An 18,489-nucleotide genomic window follows, 5' to 3' on the forward strand; every position below is an offset into this window, starting at 1 on the left:
GAGCGCATGAGGGAGTCGGGACGCGGGCCGGAGGACCTCTCCGCCGCCGTGCGCAGGGCGCAGGGACTCCTCCAGGGTGCTCGGAGCGCGGTCGGGAGCGATTCCGGGCTCCCGGACCCTGCCGTACGGCCCGCCGCACACCGGTCGGCCCCGCTGTCCGACCGGCCGCGGCCCGTCGCCGACTGGCCGCCCGGCCGGCTCGGGGTCCACCCGGCGGTCGCGGGCGCGCGGGAGGCGGACCCGGCGCGGTTCGTCCTGCCCGCGTACGTCGTCCGCGATCACGACCGGGCGCTGCGCGCCTGCCTCACGCGGGCGGCCGACGCGGGGCGGCCCTCCGTGGTGCTGGTGCGGGGGGAATCGTGCACGGGCAAGTCCCGTACGGGATATGAGGCGGTCAGGTCGTGTTGCGGCGACCGGCACCTGGCCTTCCCCAAGAGCGGGCAGAGCCTGCTCGAACTGCTCGACGCGCTCGCCACCGATGCGGTGGACCCGCACCTGGTGCTGTGGCTGGACGAGGCGCAGAACGTCCTCACCGGCCCCGACGGCGAGCGGGCCGCGCTGCGGCTGCGCCGGCTGCTGGAGACGGACCGGCCCTTCGTGGTCCTGATGACCATGTGGCCCGAACACGCGCGGCGGCTCTCCGAACGCCCGGAGGGGCTGCGTGAGGACCCCCACCGCCAGGTCCGGGCCCTGCTGACCCAGGCCGACGTCTTCCCCGTGCCCGCCACGTTCTCGGGTGCGGCGATCGACGCGGCGGGGGACGGCCGCGACCCCTCCCTCGAACTCGCCCTGCTCACCGGGCGGGACGGAGCGATCACCCAGACCCTGGCCGCGGCCCCCCAGCTCGTCGAGCACTACGAGTCCGCCGACGGCGGGTCCGCCTGCTACGGCCGGGCCGTCCTGACGGCGGCCATGGACGCCCGGCGGCTCGGCTACGGCGCGGCGCTCCCGCTGGGTCTGCTGGAGGCGGCGGCTCCGGCGTACCTGACCGAGGCCCAGCGGGCCGCCGCCCCGCCCGACTGGTTCGACCGCGCACTGGCCTTCGCCGAGACGGAGATCAGGGGTGTGGTCCGGTCGCTCAGCGGTGTCGTGGCAGCCGGGGGCATGGGCGCCGAGCCCGGCGTACGGCGGCTGGCCGACTTCCTCGACCACCACGGACGCCTCACCCGGGCGCGGATCTTCCCACCCCAGGGCTTCTGGGACGCCGTACGGGGGCACGCGGCCGGTCCCGCGGACCTCCTCGCCCTGGGCGGTTCCGCCGAGAACAGGAGCCGGTTCGCGCTCGCCGACGCGCTGTTCCGGCGGGCGGGGGAGGAGGGCGAACCGCGCGGGTGGGTCGAGATGGCCCGCTTGCGGTGGGAGCGGGGCCACGAGGACGAGGCCGTGGCGCTCATCGCGACGGCGCACGAACACGGTGACTCCGGCGCTCTGACCGACCTGGCCCATTGGTACGACGAGGCGGAGGACTACGAGCGGGCGGAGCGGTACGCCCGCGAAGGGCTTCGGGCCGGAAACACGGAGGCCATGCTGCTCCTGGCCGATGCGCGGTACACGTCCGACAGCGAGGAGATCGAGCGGCTGACCCGAGCTGCCGCGGAAAGCGGTGACCTGGCGGCGCTCACGCTCCTCGCGACCGATCGCATGCGGGCGGGTGACGAGGACGGGGCGGAGGCGCTGTACCGGCGCGCCATGGCCGCAGGACACGTTCACGCGGTCGGGGAGCTGACCCTCGAACGAGCGCGGCGGGGAGACGCGGCCGGCGCGGAAGCGGCGGCCTGGGAGGCGCTGGCGAGCGGCGACTCGTTCCCGATGGCCCTGCTGGGGCACGTCGTCATGAGCGAGGACCCGGTGGAGGGGACGCGCATCCTGCGCCAATCGGCCGACCTGGGCGGACTGCCCCCGGCGCGCATGGTCAACCTGCCGGCGCTCCCGTACATGGGCAGATTCCACGCCCTGATGGTCCTCGCCGGCACGGCCGAGGCGGAGCACGGGGAGGAGGCGGGCCTGGCGGTATGGCGACAGGCGGCCGCCGAGGGCGATCAGCACGCCGCCACCTGGCTGGCGGGGATCCTGAGCAGAAGCGGCCGAGGGGACGAGGCGCGGCACCTGTACGAGGAGGCGGTGGCCGCCGGGCACCTCCCCGCGCTCGCGGAACTCGCCTGGGACTACGAGGCCTCGGGGGAACGGGCGGCAGCCGAGCGGACTGCCCTGGCCGCCCTCGACGCCGGGCAGTCCAGAGCCCGCAGTCTCCTGGGCCGGCTCTGGGCGCAGTCCGGCAGGCTCGACGATCCCGACGACCTCCTCGGCCGCGGCCTCGACGTGACGGGCGGCCCCGCGCCCGCGTGGCTCCCCGGCCCCGGATGACCTCACGGCCCGCCCCCGCGTGGCTGTCGGCCCCGGCCCACGGGCATTACCTCCGACGTAATCGACCAGGTAGCGGGGCGGCGGCAAGGTAGGGGTATCGGGTCCCGGAGGGCGCGCACTCGTCCTCCGGGGGCCGGTACCCGAATCCCCTTCCGCGCCCGACCCTCGATGGAGGCTGATCCGTCATGTCCGCAACCCTGCTCGGCAGCATCGCCCGTACCGACCGGCCGCAGGTCGCGCTGCGGCGGTTCCTCGCCCTCGACTCCGTCGTCACCACCGCCAACGGGCTCGCCTACGTCGCCTTCTCGGCGCCGCTCGGGCGGCTGCTCGGGATCGGGCAGGGGCTGCTGCTGGACCTCGGCCTGCTGCTCGTCGCGTACGGCGCCGCGGTCGGCTGGCTGGCCTCGCGGCAGCGGCCCGCCGGCGGCGCGGTCACGGCCGTGGTCGAGATCAACTACGTCTGGGCCGTGGCCAGTCTGGTCGCCCTCGTGGCCTGGTTCGAGCCGACCACCGCCGGGACGGTGTGGATCCCGGCGCAGGCCCTCACCGTCGCGATGTTCGCCGTGCTGCAGCAGCTCGCGCTGCGGTCGTCAGCCTCCGAGTGAGCGCAGGTACTTCACCGTCGCCGGGTCGGCCGGGAGCATCGTCTCGATGGCCAGCTCGGCGACGGTCACGTCCATCGGCGTGTTGAACGTGGAGATCGACGACACGAACGACAGCACCTGCCCGTCGTGCTCGATCACCAGCGGCAGCGCGAAGTACGGCACCGGTTCGGCCGGTTCGGCGTCGCCCGGACGGTCCGGGACCGGGACCGGGTACGCCGCGACCTCCTCGTACAGGGCGCGCAGCGGCTCGGAGCGGGCCAGCGCGATCTGCCGTTCCATCTGGGCCAGCAGATGTCCGCGCCACTCCTTGAAGTTGACGATCCTCGGGGCCAGGCCCTCGGGGTGCAGCGTGATCCGCATCGCGTTCAGCGGCGGCACCAGCAGGTGCTCGGGCAGCCCGTCCAGCAGCATCAGGATGCCCCGGTTGGCGGCGATCACGTGATAGGTGCCGTCCACGATCAGCGCCGGGTACGGCTCGTAGCCGGTCAGCAGCCGCTCCAGGCCCTCGCGCAGCGTCCCCATCGAGGGGTCGTCGAGCGGGGTCTGCGCGTAGACCGGGGCGTAGCCGGCCGCCAGCAGCAGGGCGTTGCGCTCGCGCACCGGTACGTCGAGGCGGTCGGCCAGCCGCAGCACCATCTCCTCGCTGGGGCGGGAACGGCCGGTCTCGATGAAGCTGATGTGCCGGGAGGAGGAGTCGGCGCGGCCCGCCAGCTCCAGCTGGCTGATGCCGCGCCGCTCCCGCCAGGTGCGGAGCAGGCTGCCGACGGACGTCGTGGTCGTCATGCGTACGACGGTAGCCGAGCCGCCCGCGTCCGGTCGCCGGCGTCGCCCGCCCGCACGCCCGCGTCGCCCGCCCGCCGCAGAGCCGTCAGCCGACGTCGAAGACGTTGCGCAGGCCGAGCCGGTGGCGCCACCGGTCGTGCCGGCGCAGGGCCTCGATCTCCGGGGCCCGGTACATCCCCGTCACCGTGCACCGCGCGGCCGCTGAACCGTCCCGGTCCAGCAGGGCGTTGACGGCGGCGCGGGCCGAGGCGTTCGCGCCCTCCATCGTCGCCAGGTCGATGTCGACCGCGACGTAGTCCCCGCTCAGGTAGAAGTTGGGGACCGCGGTCCGGGCGCTCGGTCGGTTGTGGAACGTACCGACCGGGTGGATCAGCAGCTCGTCCTGGTTGGTGGGGTTCGGCGTACCCAGGCCGTCCACGCCGGGATCCAGGAACCACGAGTGCAGTGCCCCGTCGCGCAGCAGCGTACGGCCGGTGTCGTTGAGCGAGGCCTTCAGCTGCGCCCACACCTCGCGGGCCACCTCGTCGCGGGTGCACTGCCTGGCCGTCTTGCCGTACAGGATCCCCGGCTTGTCCCACTCGGAGATGTCCACCGAGAGGCAGTCGACGGCGGCGCCGTCGCCGTAGTCGGCGGGGAAGTCGCGGGCCGGCCAGTGCTCGGCCTGTTGAATGGCCGTCAAGGACCACGGTGAGTCGATGCAGTTGACGTGTCCGTGGACGAGCGGGGCGCGTTCGGTCAGGTAGAACTGAATGCCCGTCATCCAGTCCGTCCGGAGCCGGTCGCAGCGCGCCAGCATCGGGTCGGCGGCCCGCAGCCCCGGCCCCCAGGTACGGCGGGCGTGCTCGACGGGCATCGCGCTGACGTAGTGGTCGGCGGTGACCGTGCGGCGGCCGCCCGCCTCGTCCTCGACGGCGACCCCGGTGACCCGGCCGCCGCCGTACAGCACCTCCCGTACGGTCCAGCCGATCCGGAACTCCACGCCGAGCGAGCGCAGATGGGCCTCCCAGGGGTCGATCCAGGCCTCGTTGGTGGGCAGGTTCAGGATCCGGTCCGGCGGGCCGTCGGCGCCGCGGCCGAGCGCGTTGAAGACGAAGGCCTCGCCGAGCGCGCCGACCGTACGTGTGGAGGCCTCCTCGGCCTTGGTCGCCACGATGTTGCGGGTGACGCCGACGGCGAGGATGCGCTGGTATTCGGACGACATCTGCGCGGCGCGCACGAAGTCCCACCAGGGGGTGTGCTCCCAGACCTGGTCGCGGCGCTCGTCGCAGCTGGTCAGGAAGACGGCGACGCGGTCCAGGAAGTAGGCGCTCTCGTGGAGCGGGAGCCGGACCAGGGTCTGCAGGAACCCGCTGATCATCCGGCGGACCTCGTCGAGCGTGAGGCCGGCGCCGGTGTGGCCGGGCCACGGGATCGGCGCGCGCAGCTCCTCGCGGCCGCCCGCGCGGGCGAACATCATCTCGGGCGGGGCGACCAGGTTGTCCCATACGCCGCGTGCGTTGCCGGGGAAGGGGATGCGCCGCATCGTGTCGGGCAGGTTGTGGTAGATCCCGGGGATGAAGCGGAAGCCGTGCTCGGCGGGGAGCGGCCGGCGGCCGCCGCGGGCACTGCCGGGTACGTCCATGCTGCGCGCCTTGCCGCCCAGGGCGCGGCGCTCGTACACGGTGACCCGGTAGCCGCGCTCGGCGAGCTCGTGCGCGGCGGTCAGCCCGGCGACGCCGCCGCCGAGGACGGCGACGTGGCGGGGCGCGGCAGCGGCCGAAGCGGCAGCGGCCGAAGCGGCCGGGGCCGGGGCCGCGGTGGCGGCTGCGGTCGGGGTCGCGGCGGCCGGCGTGCCGGTGGCGCCCGCCGCGCCGACCGCCGCCGCGGCGCCGGCGAGGAACGTACGCCGGGAGCCGCCCGCGGCCCTGCCCCTCGCGGCCTCGATGCCGGGCCCGTTGCCGCTGCCGTTGCCGCTGCCGTCATGGTCCGTGCTGATGTCGCTGCCCGTCATGCCCGGTCCCCTTCTTACCGCCGGTAACCTTCGCATCCGGCGCAGGAGCATAGGGGTGCCACCGTGGTCACGGAAGGCGCGGAAGGACCCGCCCGCCCGCACTATGGCGCGAAACGCTCCCCCAGGGCTGTGCTGTGGGAACCTTGACAGCACGTCACGGGGAAGGAGCCGCAGATGAGTGAGCCGCTGTCGCAGAAGGAGATCGAGGACCGGTTGCGGGAACTGCCGGGCTGGGCCTTCGAGGACGACCGCATCGTCCGGACCTACCGGCTGGGCGGGCATGTCGCGGCCAGCGCACTGGTCGTCCACATCGCCTCGGTACAGGAGGAGTTGAACCACCACTCGAACCTGACGCTCGGGTACAACACGGTCCGGATGTCGGTGAACACCCACAGCGCGGGCGACGCCGTGACCGACACCGACTTCGAACTCGCCCAGCGGGTCGAGAGCATCGCTCCGGCGCACGGCGCGCGCTGATGCCGATACGCGGTCCGCTGCCGGCCCCGCTGGTCGACCACGACGCGGAGGCCGCCGCGTACGACGCCGCGCGCGGCGGCGGCCGCGGCCGTCCTCGGCCTGCTCCCGGCGGCCACCCGCACCCTGCTGGACCTCGGCTGCGGCACGGGCATCGTCACCCCCCGGCTGGCCGCCGCCCGCCCGCGGCTGCGGGTGCTCGGCGTGGACGCCTCGGCCGGGATGGGCCGCGATGGCCGCCCGGCGGGGCACGGCGGTCGTACGGGCGTCGGGCACCCGGCTGCCGCTGCGCGCCGACGCCGTGGACGCCCGGGCCGCCCTCCCCTCCCGGCTGCGCTCCTGCCCTGGCTGCGCTCCCGCCCTGGCTGCTCTCCCGTCCCGGCCGCCCCAGCCGCCCCGGCCGCTCGCCGCGACCGGCGGGACCGGCCCGCGCAGGCGACGGGGGCGCGTGACGCGCCGGGCGACGAGGGCGCGAGACGTGCGCCGGGGGACGTGGGCCGGGCCGGGCGATGCGGCGCGGGGGACACGGTGCGGGGCTACGGTCCCCGGGCGGGGCCAGGACCGGAGCCCGGGCGCCGGGCGGCGCAGGGCAGCCGGGCCACCGGGCCCGTCCCACCGGCGGCCGTGCGGGCCGGCTGTTCCGCGTCGCCGGCGGCCGTAGGGGCCGGCTGTTCCGTGCCGCCCGTGGCCGTGCGGCGGCCGGTTGTCCCGTGCCGCGCGCGGCCTTATGGGCCGGTTGTCCCGGGCCGCCGGCGGCCGTAGGGGCCGGCCGCTCCGGGCCGCCCGCGGCCGTACGGGCCGGCCGTTCCGCGTCGCGCGCAGCCGCACGGGCGCCCCGCCCCGCACCGTTCGGGCGCCCCGCCCCGCCCCGCACCGTTCCGGCGCCCCGCCCCTACGCCCCGCCCCGCCCCGCCCCGCCGTCAGGCCGGTTCCAGGCGCCACCACTGGGACGGGGAGTCCGTCTCCTCCTCCTGGCGGGCGTACCCCTCCGCGTCCACATCCAGCGGCAGCCCGCTGATGCACGCGATCAGCGACACCACGCCCGGCTGATCGAGGTGTTCCTCGACCAGCCACTCCTGCGCGCCGAAACCGTTCGCCTTCCACAGCTGGATCCGGGTGCCCGGATCCGTCGAGGCGTTCGCGACGTCGAGCCGTTTGCCGCTGTGCACGTTCACGACGTGGAAGACCGCACCGCCGCTGTGCACCGGCACGATCTCCCACCGCTGCGCGTCCGGCAGCGCCGGCGGGCCCTCCGGGCCGACCCGGACCCGCGTACCGCTGCCCCCGCCCCGCCGCCCCGAGGCGTCCACCTCCAGCACCAGACCGTCCGCCACATGCCGTACGAGGTAGGTCCCCGCCCCCGACTTCCCGCCCACGCGTGCGCCCCCGCCCCTCAGACGTCGAAGTGGGCCGGGTCCGGGCCGATCCGGCGGCCCGCGCCCGACGCGCCGAGCGCGTCCAGCGCCGCCAGGTCGTCCGCGTCCAGCTCGAAGCCGAAGACGTCCAGGTTCTCCCGGATCCGCGACGGCGTCACCGACTTCGGGATGGCGATGATGCCGTGCTGCACGTGCCAGCGCAGCACCACCTGCGCCGCCGAACGCCCGTGCTTGTGCGCCACCGCCGCGACCTCGGGCAGCGTCAGCAGCTCCTTGCCCTGCCCCAGCGGCGACCAGGCCTCGGTCGCGATGCCGAGCTTCGCGTGCAGCGCGCGCAGCTCGGCCTGCGGGAACAGCGGGTGCAGCTCGATCTGGTTGACCGCCGGGACCAGCGGGCTCTCGGCGGTCAGCCGCTCCAGGTCGGCGGCACGGAAGTTCGACACGCCGACGGCCTTGGCGCGGCCGCTCGCGGCGATCTCCTCGAACGTCTTCCAGATGGTGAGGAAGTCGTCGCGCATCGGGCGCGGCCAGTGGATGAGGTACAGGTCGATCCGGTCCAGGCCCAGCTTGGCGAGCGAGGCGTCGAACTCGCGCAGCACGTTGTCCCGGCCCCAGGTCTCCGACGGGCCGTTCCACAGCTTGGTGGTGACGAACAGCTCCTCGCGCGGCACCCCGGCGGCGGCCAGCGCGCGGCCGGTGCCCGCCTCGTTGCCGTAGACCGCGGCGGTGTCGATGCTGCGGTAGCCGGCCTCGAGCGCGCTCGCGACCGACCGCTCGGCCTCGGCGTCCGGGATCTGCCAGACGCCGAAGCCGAGCTGGGGCATGCGGGTGCCGTTGTTGAGGGGGAGAGTGGGGACCTGGTTCACGTGGGGTCGTTTCCTCATGTCGCGTCGTCGGCGGAACGTCGTACGGAGCGCCGTACGAACTGTCGTACGGGGTGCCGTACGACGGGCGACAACCGGACACCCGGGGACCCTATTCCCGCCGTCGGCGGCCGTGATCTCACGCGGCGCCGCCCAGGTACGCCTCCCGGACGAGCGGGTTCGCCCGTACGTCGGCAGCCGCGCCCTCGGCGAGCACGGTGCCCAGGTCCAGGACGACGACCCGTGCGCACAGTTCCATCACGAAGGCCACGTTGTGCTCGACGAGCAGCACCGCGCACCCCTCCTCGCGCGCGAGCCGCCGTACGACCGCCGCCAGCTGCGCGCGCTCGGTCGCGGACATGCCGGACGCCGGCTCGTCGAGCAGCAGCACGCGGGGCGGGTCGGCGACGGCGCGGGCCAGTTCGACCATGCGGGCCCGGCCGACGGGCAGGCCACCGGCGTACGCGGCGGCCAGCGCGTCGAGCCCGCAGTCGGCCAGGACCTGCCCGGCGCGCTCCCGCCGGACCCGCTCCTGGTGCCGGCGGCCCCGGAGTCCACCCCGCCACTCCTGGGCGACGAGCAGGTTGTCGGCCACGCTGAGCTGGCCGAAGAGCTGCTGCCGCTGGAAGGTCCGGCGCATCCCGTGCCGGGCCCGCCAGACGGGGGAGCGGCGGGTGATGTCGGCGCCGTCGAGCAGCAGCCGGCCCTGGTCGGGGCGGCGGATGCCGGACAGGACGTCGAACAGCGTGGTCTTCCCGGCGCCGTTCGGCCCGATGAGCCCGCAGATCTCGCCGGGCCGGACGCCGAGGGAGACGTCGGTCAGGGCCCGGACCCCACCGAACCGGACGCCGACGTCCCGAGCCTCCAGCACATACCCGCCCCCGTCCGCTGCCCCGCCCCCACCCCTCTCCCAGGACCCGGATGTCTCCACACTCCCGCGCCCGTACCCCTCGCTCACGTGGCCATCCCCAGGTAGGCCTCGGTGAGCCGGCCCGTGTCCACCTCGGCGCGCGGGCCGCACCAGGCGACCCGGCCCTCGGCGAGGTAGGCGACGGTGTCGGCGACACCGAGGATCTCGGCGGCTTTCTCCTCGACGAGGAGCAGCGCGGTACCCGCCGCCCGCAACTCGGCCAGCAGGGCGTACACCTCGTCGACGACGCGCGGCGCGAGGCCGAGCGAGGGCTCGTCGGCGATCAGGACGGCGGGTGGGCGCTGGACGAGCGGGGCGAGGGCGAGCATCTGCTGTTCGCCGCCGGACAGCGAGCCGGCGGCGACGGTACGGCGCTCGCGCAGCCGTGGGAAGCGTTCGTACACGGCGTCGCGGGCGTGCGGGTCGCGCAGCTGGAGGGCGAGGTTCTCGTCGATGGTGAGGGAGGGGAAGATCCCCCGCCCCTCGGGCGCGAGCAGCAACCCCGCCCGCGCGCGCCGTACGGGACCGTCCCGGGTGGCGTCGCGCCCGCCGACGTACACGCGGCCGCGGCTCACGGGCACCAGCCCGGCGGCGACCCGGCACGCGGTGCTCTTCCCGGCCCCGTTGGGCCCGAGGACGGCCAGGATCTCCCCGGCCCGCACGGCGAGATCGACACCGTGCAGCACCATCCCCCCGTCGTACCCGGCCCCCACCCCCCGCAACTCCAACCGCACGTCTCCCACACCCCCACCGACCGCCCCCTTTTCCAGCCCCGCCGGCCCCATCTCCGTCCCCGGCGGCCGACCTGTCAGGGCCACCGGCCCCATCTCCAGCCCCGCCGGCGTTTGAGGCGCGGGGTTCGGGGCGGAGCCCCGGGGCGGTGCGGCGTCCCCGCTCGGCTGCCGGTCCCCGTCCGCCCGCGCCCCGTTCGGCTCCGCCGGCCCACCGGCCAGGGCCGCCGCCCCCACCTCCAGCCCCGCCGGCGTTTGAGGCGCCGGGTCCGGGGCAGCGCCCCGGGGCGGTGCGGTCCCCCGGGACCGCTCGCCGCCGGCCGCCCGCCGAGCCCTCCGCAAGGAGCCCGCCGCGCAATACCCGTCCGGATCATTGGCCAGCGCCAGCCCCGCCAACCCGAACAAGATCACCGGCAGATGCGCCGACGACGTCACGTAGTCCGCCATCACCCGCGGCGCCAGCGCGAACACCAGCCCCGCCACCACCGCGTACTGCGGCCGCCGTACCCCCGCCGCCACGACCACCGCCAGCCACACCAGCCCCGTCATCGCCGTGAAGTCGGTCGCCGTGATCCGCGTGTTGTACGACGCGTACAGCACACCCCCGAACCCCGCCAGCCCCGCCGACACCGTGAACAGCACCAGCTTCGTCCGGACGACCGACACCCCCGACGCCATCGCCGCCGCCGGCGCCGAGCGGACCGCGAGCATCGCCCGCCCCGCCGGCGAGTTCCGCAAGCGCGTCAGCCCCGCCGAGACCGCCGCGACGAGGACGACCATCGCGACCCCCATCGCCCGGTCGTCGGACAGGTCCACCGGACCGAAGACCGGCCGCGGCACCGCCCACCCCGCGTCCCCGTTGCGCAGCCACCGCATCTGGAACAGCACCTGGTCCGCCAGGAACGCCAGCGCCAGCGTGGCGAGCGCCAGCGACCGCCCGCCCAGCCGCAGCGCCGGCAGCGCCACCAGCGCCCCCAGCAGCGCGGCAGCGCACGTACCGACCACGAGCGCCGCCACGAACGGCCAGCCCCGGCTCATCAGCAGCCCGGCCACCAGCGCCGCGCCCGTCACGAACGTCGCCTGCGCCAGCGAGACCATCGCGCCCAGCCCGGTCACCACCGTGAAGGACAGGAAGACCAGCGAGATCGCCAGCCCCTGCGCGAGCAGCCCGCTCCAGAACGGGGTCGTGACCGTGTACAGCGCCACGCACACCGCCACCGCCGCCCCGGCCCACCAGCCCCACCGCCGTCCCCACGACGCGCCCGCCAGGTGATCGAGCGGCGGCGGGTCCGAGGCCGCCGTCCCTGCCGTACGTGCCCGCCGCGTGAGCACCAGCAGCCCCCCGAACAGGATCAGGAACGGCACCGCCGTACGGAAGCCGGTGATCCCCTCGGCGAACGACGCGTACCCGGCCACCAGGTTCTGCAGCACCCCCAGCCCCAGCCCGCCGGCGAACGCCAGCGGCACGGAGGCGAACCGCCCGATCACCGCCGCCGTCGCCGACACGAACAGGAACAGCGTGAAGTCGTGCGCGGACAGCCCCAGCAGCGGCGTCGCCAGCACCCCCGCGAGCCCGGCCAGCCCCGAGGCGATCATCCACGCCAGCGACGACAGCCGGTCGGCGCTGATCCCGCGCAGCTCGGTCAGCGAGCGGTTGTCGACGGCGGCCCGCAGTTGCAGTCCCAGCCGGGTGTGCCGCAGCAGCACCCACAGGGCCACCGCCACCACCGCCGTCACCACCCACGTGATCAGCTGGTCGGAGTCGACGCCGACGCCCTCCGCCAGCTGCCAGGACTTCGCGGGACTCGGCCCCACCCCCGGCAGCCCGAACTGGTTCTCCGCCGGCTTGACCGGCGCCCCCGCCTCCGCCAGCAGCTCCACCGCCCACAGTCCGGCGGCCGGCAGCGCGACCAGCAGACCGATGGTCGCCACGATCTGCGCCGTCTCGCCGACCCGTGCCAGCTTGCGGAACATCAGCCGGTCCAGCGCCCACCCGAGCCCCGGCGCCAGCACGCAGACGACCAGCAGCGCCGCGGGCACCGCCGGCCAGCCCAGCCCCGAGTGCAGCTCGTAGAAGGTGAGGGCACAGACGTACGCGGTCGCGCCGTGCGCGAAGTTGAACAGCCCGGACGCCGAGTACGACAGCACCAGCCCGGTGGCGAGCAGCGCGTACAGGGCCCCGGACACCAGCCCGCTCAGCACGAAGACCAGCAGATCCCCCATGTCAACCCGCCCTTTTCGTCCCCTACTTGAAGGGAATGGGCTGGTGGCACTTGAACGGGACGGAGACCTCGTACGCCCCGTTCCTCAGCTGGACGAGCGCCCCGCAGCCGAAGCTGTCCTTCTGCCCCTTGGGCAGCGCCCGGTCGCCGACCAGCGTGCCGGTGTCGGAGAAGCCCTGCGCGGCGGCCTGGAAGGACTCCACCGTCAGGTCCTTGCCGGCGGTCCGCGCGATGGAGACGAACAGATCGGCGGACATGTACCCGGTCAACATGTGCATGTTCAGCGGAACCACCTCCCCACCCGCCGCCGCCCGGATATCGGCCTTGAACTGCTCCATCTTCGGATCGGTGGACTCGAACGGCATGAACTGCAGCAGCACGTGCACCCCGTCCAGCGCCTGCTTGGTGGCGTCCTTGGCGAGCAGCCCGGGGTCGTAGTCGGTGGGGTCGGACAACAGCCCCTTGTACCCCGCCCGCTTCAGCGCGGTGAACAGGCCGATGTTGGCCGGCGTCTGCATCACGGACACCACCGCGTCGGGCGCCTTCCCGTCGTTGCTGCTGAGGATCTCCTTCACGTACGCCGACCAGTCGCTGGGCACGGCCGTGCCCGGTACGGACGGCTTGGCGTACGCGACCTCGAACCCGGCCGCCGCGAAGCCCTGCGAGAAGGTGCGGATGCCGAACTTCCCGGCGTCGCTGTCGTTGGCGATGACCGCCACCGACTTGCCCTGGGCCCCGCCCAGAACGGTGGCGATGCCCTCGGGCCAGGTCTGGTTGATCGTCCCGCCGGGGCTGGGCACCAGGCATCCGTTGAACCCGTAGATGTACTGGGGCCCGCAGAACGAGGGCAGCGTCCCCCACCCGAAGGTCGGCACCTTCTCCTGCTCCAGGAAGTCGGCGCCGGAGAACGTGACGGAGCTCATCGGCGCCACGGCGAACACCTTGTCCTGCTGCACGAGCTTGCGCGCGGCCGCGAGGTTCTTCCCGGGATCCTGCCCGTCGTCCTCGGCCCCGAGGTACTCGATCTTCCGCCCGTGGATCCCGCCCTCGGCATTGGCCCGCAGATACCGCGCCTTGGCCCCGAGGTCGGTGTCCTTCTTGCTGTACCCACTGGCGCTGGTCATCGACACGATCCCCCCGACCTTGATCGAGGCAGCGGACACCCCCCGCACGTCCCCGCCCCCACCCCCGCCCTTCCCGGAAGAGCCGCCGGAAGATCCCCCGGAAGAGGCCGAGTTGCACCCGGACACCAGCGCGAACACGGCCACGGCGGCGGCCACCGTACGGATCGAACGCGGCATGGGAGATCCCCCTAGGGTCGGAATCCCCGCATTCTGAGCGCGACCTGACGCATCGTCAATATCAACGCCAACCAAAATGACGAACCGTCAGCCAACCGAAACTCAACCTCCCACCCCTCACATGCCGACGCCCGGCCGACCACAGCCGACCGGGCGCCTTCATGCCGCGTCGCCATCTCACCCGATGGCTTTGAAGGTGTTCCAGCGATCATCCTCGTCGGAGCCGGCCGCCTGGCCGACGGAGCTGGTTCCGCCCCTCGTCAAGTACTGGCTGCCGTTGCCGTTGCCGCTGACGGCCCAGATGTCGGGGATGCCGTCGCCTGTTGCGTCACCGGGCTTGTCCATGCCGGCCCTGGGGCGGACGTAGAAGGGATGGGCGGCGGGCTGGGAAGGATTGCCGGCCTTGTCGACGGTCCGTACGTACAGAACGTTGGGTCCGGCGTTGTCCGGCATGATCTCGGCGGAACCGTGGTCGGCGTCCCAGGGCCGTGCCTTCTTGTCGAAGGTGGGGCGGTTCAGGGACCACTGGTACTCCCTGATGTCCTCGGCCTTGGTGCCGTTGCCGTAGAACTCGATCCACTGGCCGGGGGTGCCCAGGATCTCCTCACTCCATTGCGAGCCGTCCGGGCCCGGGGCGGGAAGTGGGCGGAGGTGACGTAAGGGCTGGCGGGGGCGACGTGGTCGACCGTGAACGCACAGTGCCCATCGGTACCGGCACCCAAGTGGGTGGCCGCTTTGGGGACTTGGCCTCCAGCGCGTCCAGGACGTGCCGCATCTGGGCCGTCACCGCGTCGGTGTCGGGCTGTTCGAAGACCGTCCGCAGCGGCGTCGCCACCCAGGGCTGGGCCGATTTCGGGACCTGGCTCAGCAGATTCCTCGCGTAGTGGGTGCGGCACCTTTGCCAGGACGCGCCGGGCAGGGTGGCGCCGATCGCGTCCACGAGGCCGGCGTGGGCGTCGGAGACGACGAGCTGGACGCCGGTGAGGCCGCGGGCGATCAGCGAGCGCAGGAAGGCGAGCCAGCCCGCGCCGTCTTCGGCGGTCTCGACGTCCAGGCCGAGGATGCGCCGACCGCGATCAGCGCGTGGACGTTGACGATCCGGCCGCCTTCGCGGACCTTCTGGGTCAGCGCGTCGACCCGGACGAACGAGTACGGGCCGGCGTCGAGCGGCCGGTTGCGGAAGGCTGCGACCTGCTCGTCCAGGTGCTTGGCCATGGCGCTGACCTGGGATTCCGACAGCTGGGTGACGCCGAGGGACTCGGCGAGTTCCTCGACCCGGCGGGTGGAGACACCGAGGAGGTAGGCGGTGGCGACCACCGAGATCAGGGCCTGTTCGGCCCGGCGGCGGCGTTCGAGGAGCCAGTGCGGGAAGTGGCTGCCCTGCCGCAGCTTGGGGACGGCGAGCTCGACGGTTCCGGCGCGGGTGTCCCACTCGCGCGGGCGGTATCCGTTGCGGTGGTTGACGCGTTCGTCGCTGACCTGCCCGTACTCGGCGTTGCAGAGCGCGTCGGCCTCGGCGGGCATGAGCGCATCGGCGAACGTCTTGATCATCGCGCGCAGCAGATCGGGACTCGCCGCGGTGAGGTTGTTCTCGGCGAGGGCGTGCAGGGGCAGACTGTCTGGTGCGGTCATCGTGCTGATCTCCTTCGAGGCTTCGACACTTCGAAGATCATCCGGTGGCCGTTCGTCTATGCGGGCCTCACCCTGACGCCGGAGCAAACCCCCGGATCAGGTCGAACCCGTACACCACTTCCCAGGACGCAACCCCAGGATCCGGGTGCGGCTGCGTCCGATCAGTTTGTCGAGGGCTGGTCGTGTCTTGGGGGAAGAGGGCGTGTGGGCCTGTGGGTGCAGCAGGGGGTAGACGAGTACCCGTGGCAACTGAGGGTCGGTGAAGGTGACGGCGCTGTGCCAGCAGAAGTAGGACGGGATCAGGGTCAGGCCCCGTCCGTCCAGATGGACGTCCGTGGTGCTGGTGTGGTGCAGGAGTTCCAGCATGGGCGGCCGTCAACTCATGGCGGGGGCGAGGCTGTGAGCCTCCGTCGATTCCACCGTTGAGCAAGGCCCGAGACCGCAGGGCGCGCTGACTTTCAAGGCGGCTGGTGATGTCCTCGGTGTGCGGGGCGCCGGCTGCGGCGTGGTATTCGTGCAGGGCGTTGACCAGGGTAGCCCTTCCTCCGGCGTAGGCCCAGTGCTCTTTGCGGGTCTGGAGGCGGTTCAGGCTGAGCGTGATCTCCCACAGCGGATCGGGGGCGGACGCCATCCTGGCCCGGGCAAGATCCGATTCCGTGAAATGTATGCGGATCAATAGATTCCTCTGTCGCGCGTGCTCGAGCCCTGGCAGGCTGCGTCCGGCCCCGGTCACCTCCTCCACGGGTGAGGGGCGCTCTGACCAGCCCTATTCGGGCTGATGCGAATGTCGTTGTCGTCTTGGGCTCACCTGCGTGATTTCCACGTCAGGAATCGTCATCGCAAAGGAGATCAGAGTGGTCAGAAACGTACGATCCAAGATAGCCATGACAGGGGCCGCGGCCCTGGCCATGGCAGGCGCCTTCTACACACCGGTGGCCCAGGCCGATCCCAACGCCGCCGAAATCGCCGCCATCGTGGCCGGCACGAGCGACTGCCCGAGGGGGTACGCCTGTCTGTGGGTCAACGCGAACTGGAGCGGGTCGCGGTGGCAGGGCCAGTACAACAACCCGACCTTCCCTTCCTTTATCCACAACAAGGCCTCGTCCTCGTTCAACAACGGCAACAACTGCACCGCCCACTTCGCCACCGGCACGTGGTACTCCGGCCAGATCATGGCCGAGGGGCTGGGCAGCATCCGTCAGAACCTGTCGCTCGACCCGAAGCCGGGCGGCGGGACCTGGAATGACGACTTCGAGTCGATGTACTGGTGCAGTCACTGACATGTGTTCCGCCACCGTCAAAGCCACCCTGTTGGTGTTGATGGCCGGCCTGCTCTCCGGCTGCGGCTGCTCGCAGCCGGAGGGTGCGCGGGTACCTGACCACCTCGACCAGAGCACTGTGGACATGGTCACCAACACCGGGGGCTACCCGGCTCGGCTGTACCAGGTGGCGCTGGTCGACCTGGCGCTGACCGAGAAGTGCATGCGGGACGCCGGGATCCCGTGGAAGGGCAGTGTCGACCGGCCCAACCCGGACCCCGACCAGGGCGGCGGGGTCAGCGCCGACTGGGTCCGGCAGCATGGGTACGCTCTGTCGGAGGCCAAGCCGTCCGACGGACAGAATGGGCAGGCTGGCGACAGCGATCATCCGCGACTGCGCGAAACCCTGCTCGGGCCGCGCACCGAACTCGCCAAGCTGACCGCCCCGGGCGCAATCGTCTACTGGTACCCGAAGCAAGGCTGCGCGGCGAAAGCCCATGCCTCCGTGTACGGCGACCTCGACACCTGGGCACGGATCACGTACGTACCGCAGGAGATCAGCCTCGGTCTGTTCAAGAAGGCGACCTCCGACCAGCGCTACCAAGCCGCGCTCGGGCGCTGGCGGACGTGTATGAGCCAGTACGGGTACAGCTACGACTCGCCGTCCAGCATCCCCCCGGCCCTGAGAAGGGCATACGAGGGCTCAACCGAGCCGCTGGACCAGCGCCGCGAGAAGGAGATCACCATTGCAGTACGGGACATGGGCTGCGACCAGCAGGTGGAGCTCTCCAAGACCGGGCTGCAGCTGCGGCGGGAGTTCGCACGCACCATCGAGCCGCAGCAACGTGCGGAGATGACCCGGCTGTCCGGCCTGTTCACCAAGGCCGAGCAACGCAGCAAGACCCTATCCCGCTGACCGCCCCTGGCGAACGGGATAGGAAAACGGAACCAAGGCCAGCCAGCGGGCCCTGAGCGACGACGAACGCGCCCGCGCCGAACATCAGGCCGGGGAACAGGCGGCCCGGGGCGCCACAGGCCCGCGGTGAGGGCGCACGGTCAGTCGGCGAACCGTTTGGCCAGCCAGATACTACTCATGGGTTTCAGTGCGCTGTGGCAAACCGGATCTTGTTCGAGCGGCAGCAGGTGACCGTCTGGACTGAGGTTCGGGTGCGGCTGCTGACATGAGGGAACGGGCCCCTTGGTAGTGACACGGTTACGACACCCAGCACGACCAAGGAAGCCCGTTGCCCGATCAGTTGAGCAGTACCACTGTGGCTGCCTCCACTGCGGTCACCCCTGGGTGTGACTGCTGCGTGCACCGGTTCGGTTCGATCGCTCCGGGGAGGCGGGCAAACCGCTATCCGAGTGACATGACGGATGCGGAGCGGGCCGAGGTCCGCTCCGCGATGCCCGTGCCGGCCTGGCTCCTCGAGCGCGGCGGACGCCCGGAGACGTACTGCCACCGCGAGATGCTCGACGCTGTGCGCTACCTCGTCGACCACAGCGTGAAGTGGATGGCCCTGCCGGCCGACTTCCCGTACTGGCCGCTTGGACGGGCAGCGCGGCTTCGTCGTCCTGGCCCGCAGGTGGGTGGTGGAGCGCACACTGAGCTGGCTCTCCCGCTCCCGCCGCCTCAACCGCGCCCACGAACGCCGCCCCGACCACCACGCCCAGATGGTGTGGTGGTCCGCCGTGATCAGGCTGTCCCGGCGCCTGGCCGGGGACGCTCCGCGCTGGCCGGAGAAGCGTCCCGGGCGACTGCTCCGGGCGCGGGCATGAACCGTCCGTCCCTCGCCCGCACCAGCCAGCCCCGCTTCTCCAGCACATAGGCACGGTGCCGGATCTTCTCCACCTCGTTCTTGATCTCCGCTTCCCGGCCCACCGCCCGCGTCAGCGCCACCCCGTTCACCGGCCCCGAAGCGGCCACCACCGCGGCGAACACCTCCCGATACAGGCCGCTGAGCACCTCCTCACCCATG

General features: G+C 72.8%; 15 protein-coding genes and 2 pseudogenes. 7 read left to right on the forward strand and 10 right to left on the reverse strand.

Going from position 1 to position 18,489, the window contains the following annotated elements; all coding sequences use genetic code 11:
- The first annotated feature begins 6 nt into the window (after window positions 1-6).
- Complete coding sequence (locus tag ACIPXB_RS16795; protein WP_401450034.1) at window positions 7-2,364, forward strand: hypothetical protein; 2,358 nt, start codon at window positions 7-9, stop codon at window positions 2,362-2,364.
- Window positions 2,365-2,549: 185 nt separating this feature from the next.
- On the forward strand, window positions 2,550-2,969 hold the full coding sequence (locus ACIPXB_RS16800) for a hypothetical protein (protein WP_401450037.1): 420 nt from the start codon (window positions 2,550-2,552) through the stop codon (window positions 2,967-2,969).
- Here the strand turns inward: ACIPXB_RS16800 and ACIPXB_RS16805 are convergent.
- Together ACIPXB_RS16805 and ACIPXB_RS16810 are read right to left on the reverse strand one after the other, a co-directional pair.
- On the reverse strand, window positions 2,955-3,752 hold the full coding sequence (locus ACIPXB_RS16805) for a helix-turn-helix domain-containing protein (protein WP_401450040.1): 798 nt from the start codon (window positions 3,750-3,752) through the stop codon (window positions 2,955-2,957). The genes ACIPXB_RS16800 and ACIPXB_RS16805 overlap by 15 nt on opposite strands.
- Before the next feature lie 85 nt (window positions 3,753-3,837).
- Complete coding sequence (locus tag ACIPXB_RS16810) at window positions 3,838-5,742, reverse strand: FAD-dependent oxidoreductase (RefSeq protein ID WP_401450042.1); 1,905 nt, start codon at window positions 5,740-5,742, stop codon at window positions 3,838-3,840.
- Between the two features lie 174 nt (window positions 5,743-5,916).
- Between ACIPXB_RS16810 and ACIPXB_RS16815 the strand changes: the two genes are divergently transcribed.
- Window positions 5,917-6,219: a 4a-hydroxytetrahydrobiopterin dehydratase gene (locus ACIPXB_RS16815; protein WP_401450045.1), complete on the forward strand. Its 303-nt coding sequence runs from the start codon at window positions 5,917-5,919 to the stop codon at window positions 6,217-6,219.
- A 917-nt stretch (window positions 6,220-7,136) separates the two neighbouring features.
- On the opposite strand, the gene ACIPXB_RS16820 is transcribed toward ACIPXB_RS16815, so the two are convergent.
- The 8 genes and pseudogenes from ACIPXB_RS16820 to ACIPXB_RS16855 form a co-directional block, all read right to left on the reverse strand.
- On the reverse strand, window positions 7,137-7,592 hold the full coding sequence (locus ACIPXB_RS16820; RefSeq protein WP_401450047.1) for an RICIN domain-containing protein: 456 nt from the start codon (window positions 7,590-7,592) through the stop codon (window positions 7,137-7,139).
- Window positions 7,593-7,609: 17 nt separating this feature from the next.
- The gene (locus ACIPXB_RS16825) at window positions 7,610-8,458 is read right to left on the reverse strand and encodes an aldo/keto reductase (protein ID WP_401450050.1); all 849 of its coding nucleotides are present in this window, start codon (window positions 8,456-8,458) and stop codon (window positions 7,610-7,612) included.
- 136 nt (window positions 8,459-8,594) lie between these two features.
- The gene (locus ACIPXB_RS16830; protein WP_401450053.1) at window positions 8,595-9,326 is read right to left on the reverse strand and encodes an ABC transporter ATP-binding protein; all 732 of its coding nucleotides are present in this window, start codon (window positions 9,324-9,326) and stop codon (window positions 8,595-8,597) included.
- An 83-nt stretch (window positions 9,327-9,409) separates the two neighbouring features.
- Complete coding sequence (locus ACIPXB_RS16835; RefSeq protein ID WP_401450055.1) at window positions 9,410-12,319, reverse strand: ATP-binding cassette domain-containing protein; 2,910 nt, start codon at window positions 12,317-12,319, stop codon at window positions 9,410-9,412.
- A 22-nt stretch (window positions 12,320-12,341) separates the two neighbouring features.
- A complete protein-coding gene (locus tag ACIPXB_RS16840; protein ID WP_401450058.1) occupies window positions 12,342-13,619 on the reverse strand; it encodes an ABC transporter substrate-binding protein in 1,278 nt (425 codons plus the stop codon).
- A gap of 177 nt (window positions 13,620-13,796) precedes the next feature.
- Complete coding sequence (locus ACIPXB_RS16845; protein WP_401450060.1) at window positions 13,797-14,072, reverse strand: hypothetical protein; 276 nt, start codon at window positions 14,070-14,072, stop codon at window positions 13,797-13,799.
- A 233-nt stretch (window positions 14,073-14,305) separates the two neighbouring features.
- Window positions 14,306-15,251: pseudogene (locus ACIPXB_RS16850) on the reverse strand (IS256 family transposase); the annotation flags it as partial.
- 96 nt (window positions 15,252-15,347) lie between these two features.
- Entirely contained in the window at window positions 15,348-15,617 is a 270-nt protein-coding gene (locus tag ACIPXB_RS16855) for a hypothetical protein (protein WP_401450063.1), read from the reverse strand.
- 518 nt (window positions 15,618-16,135) lie between these two features.
- On the opposite strand from ACIPXB_RS16855, the gene ACIPXB_RS16860 reads away from it, so the two are divergent.
- The 4 genes and pseudogenes from ACIPXB_RS16860 (at window position 16,136) to ACIPXB_RS16875 (ending at window position 18,289) form a co-directional block, all read left to right on the forward strand.
- On the forward strand, window positions 16,136-16,531 hold the full coding sequence (locus ACIPXB_RS16860; protein ID WP_401450065.1) for a peptidase inhibitor family I36 protein: 396 nt from the start codon (window positions 16,136-16,138) through the stop codon (window positions 16,529-16,531).
- Between the two features lies 1 nt (window position 16,532).
- Complete coding sequence (locus ACIPXB_RS16865) at window positions 16,533-17,426, forward strand: hypothetical protein (RefSeq protein ID WP_401450068.1); 894 nt, start codon at window positions 16,533-16,535, stop codon at window positions 17,424-17,426.
- Window positions 17,427-17,916: 490 nt separating this feature from the next.
- Window positions 17,917-17,997 (forward strand): annotated as a pseudogene (locus ACIPXB_RS16870) (transposase); the annotation flags it as partial.
- Between the two features lie 61 nt (window positions 17,998-18,058).
- Window positions 18,059-18,289, forward strand: coding sequence for a hypothetical protein (locus ACIPXB_RS16875; protein ID WP_401450070.1), 231 nt, complete (start codon window positions 18,059-18,061; stop codon window positions 18,287-18,289).
- The last annotated feature ends 200 nt before the right edge of the window (window positions 18,290-18,489 follow it).

Source organism: Streptomyces sp. NPDC090022 (assembly GCF_044748145.1).
Lineage (GTDB): Bacteria > Actinomycetota > Actinomycetes > Streptomycetales > Streptomycetaceae > Streptomyces.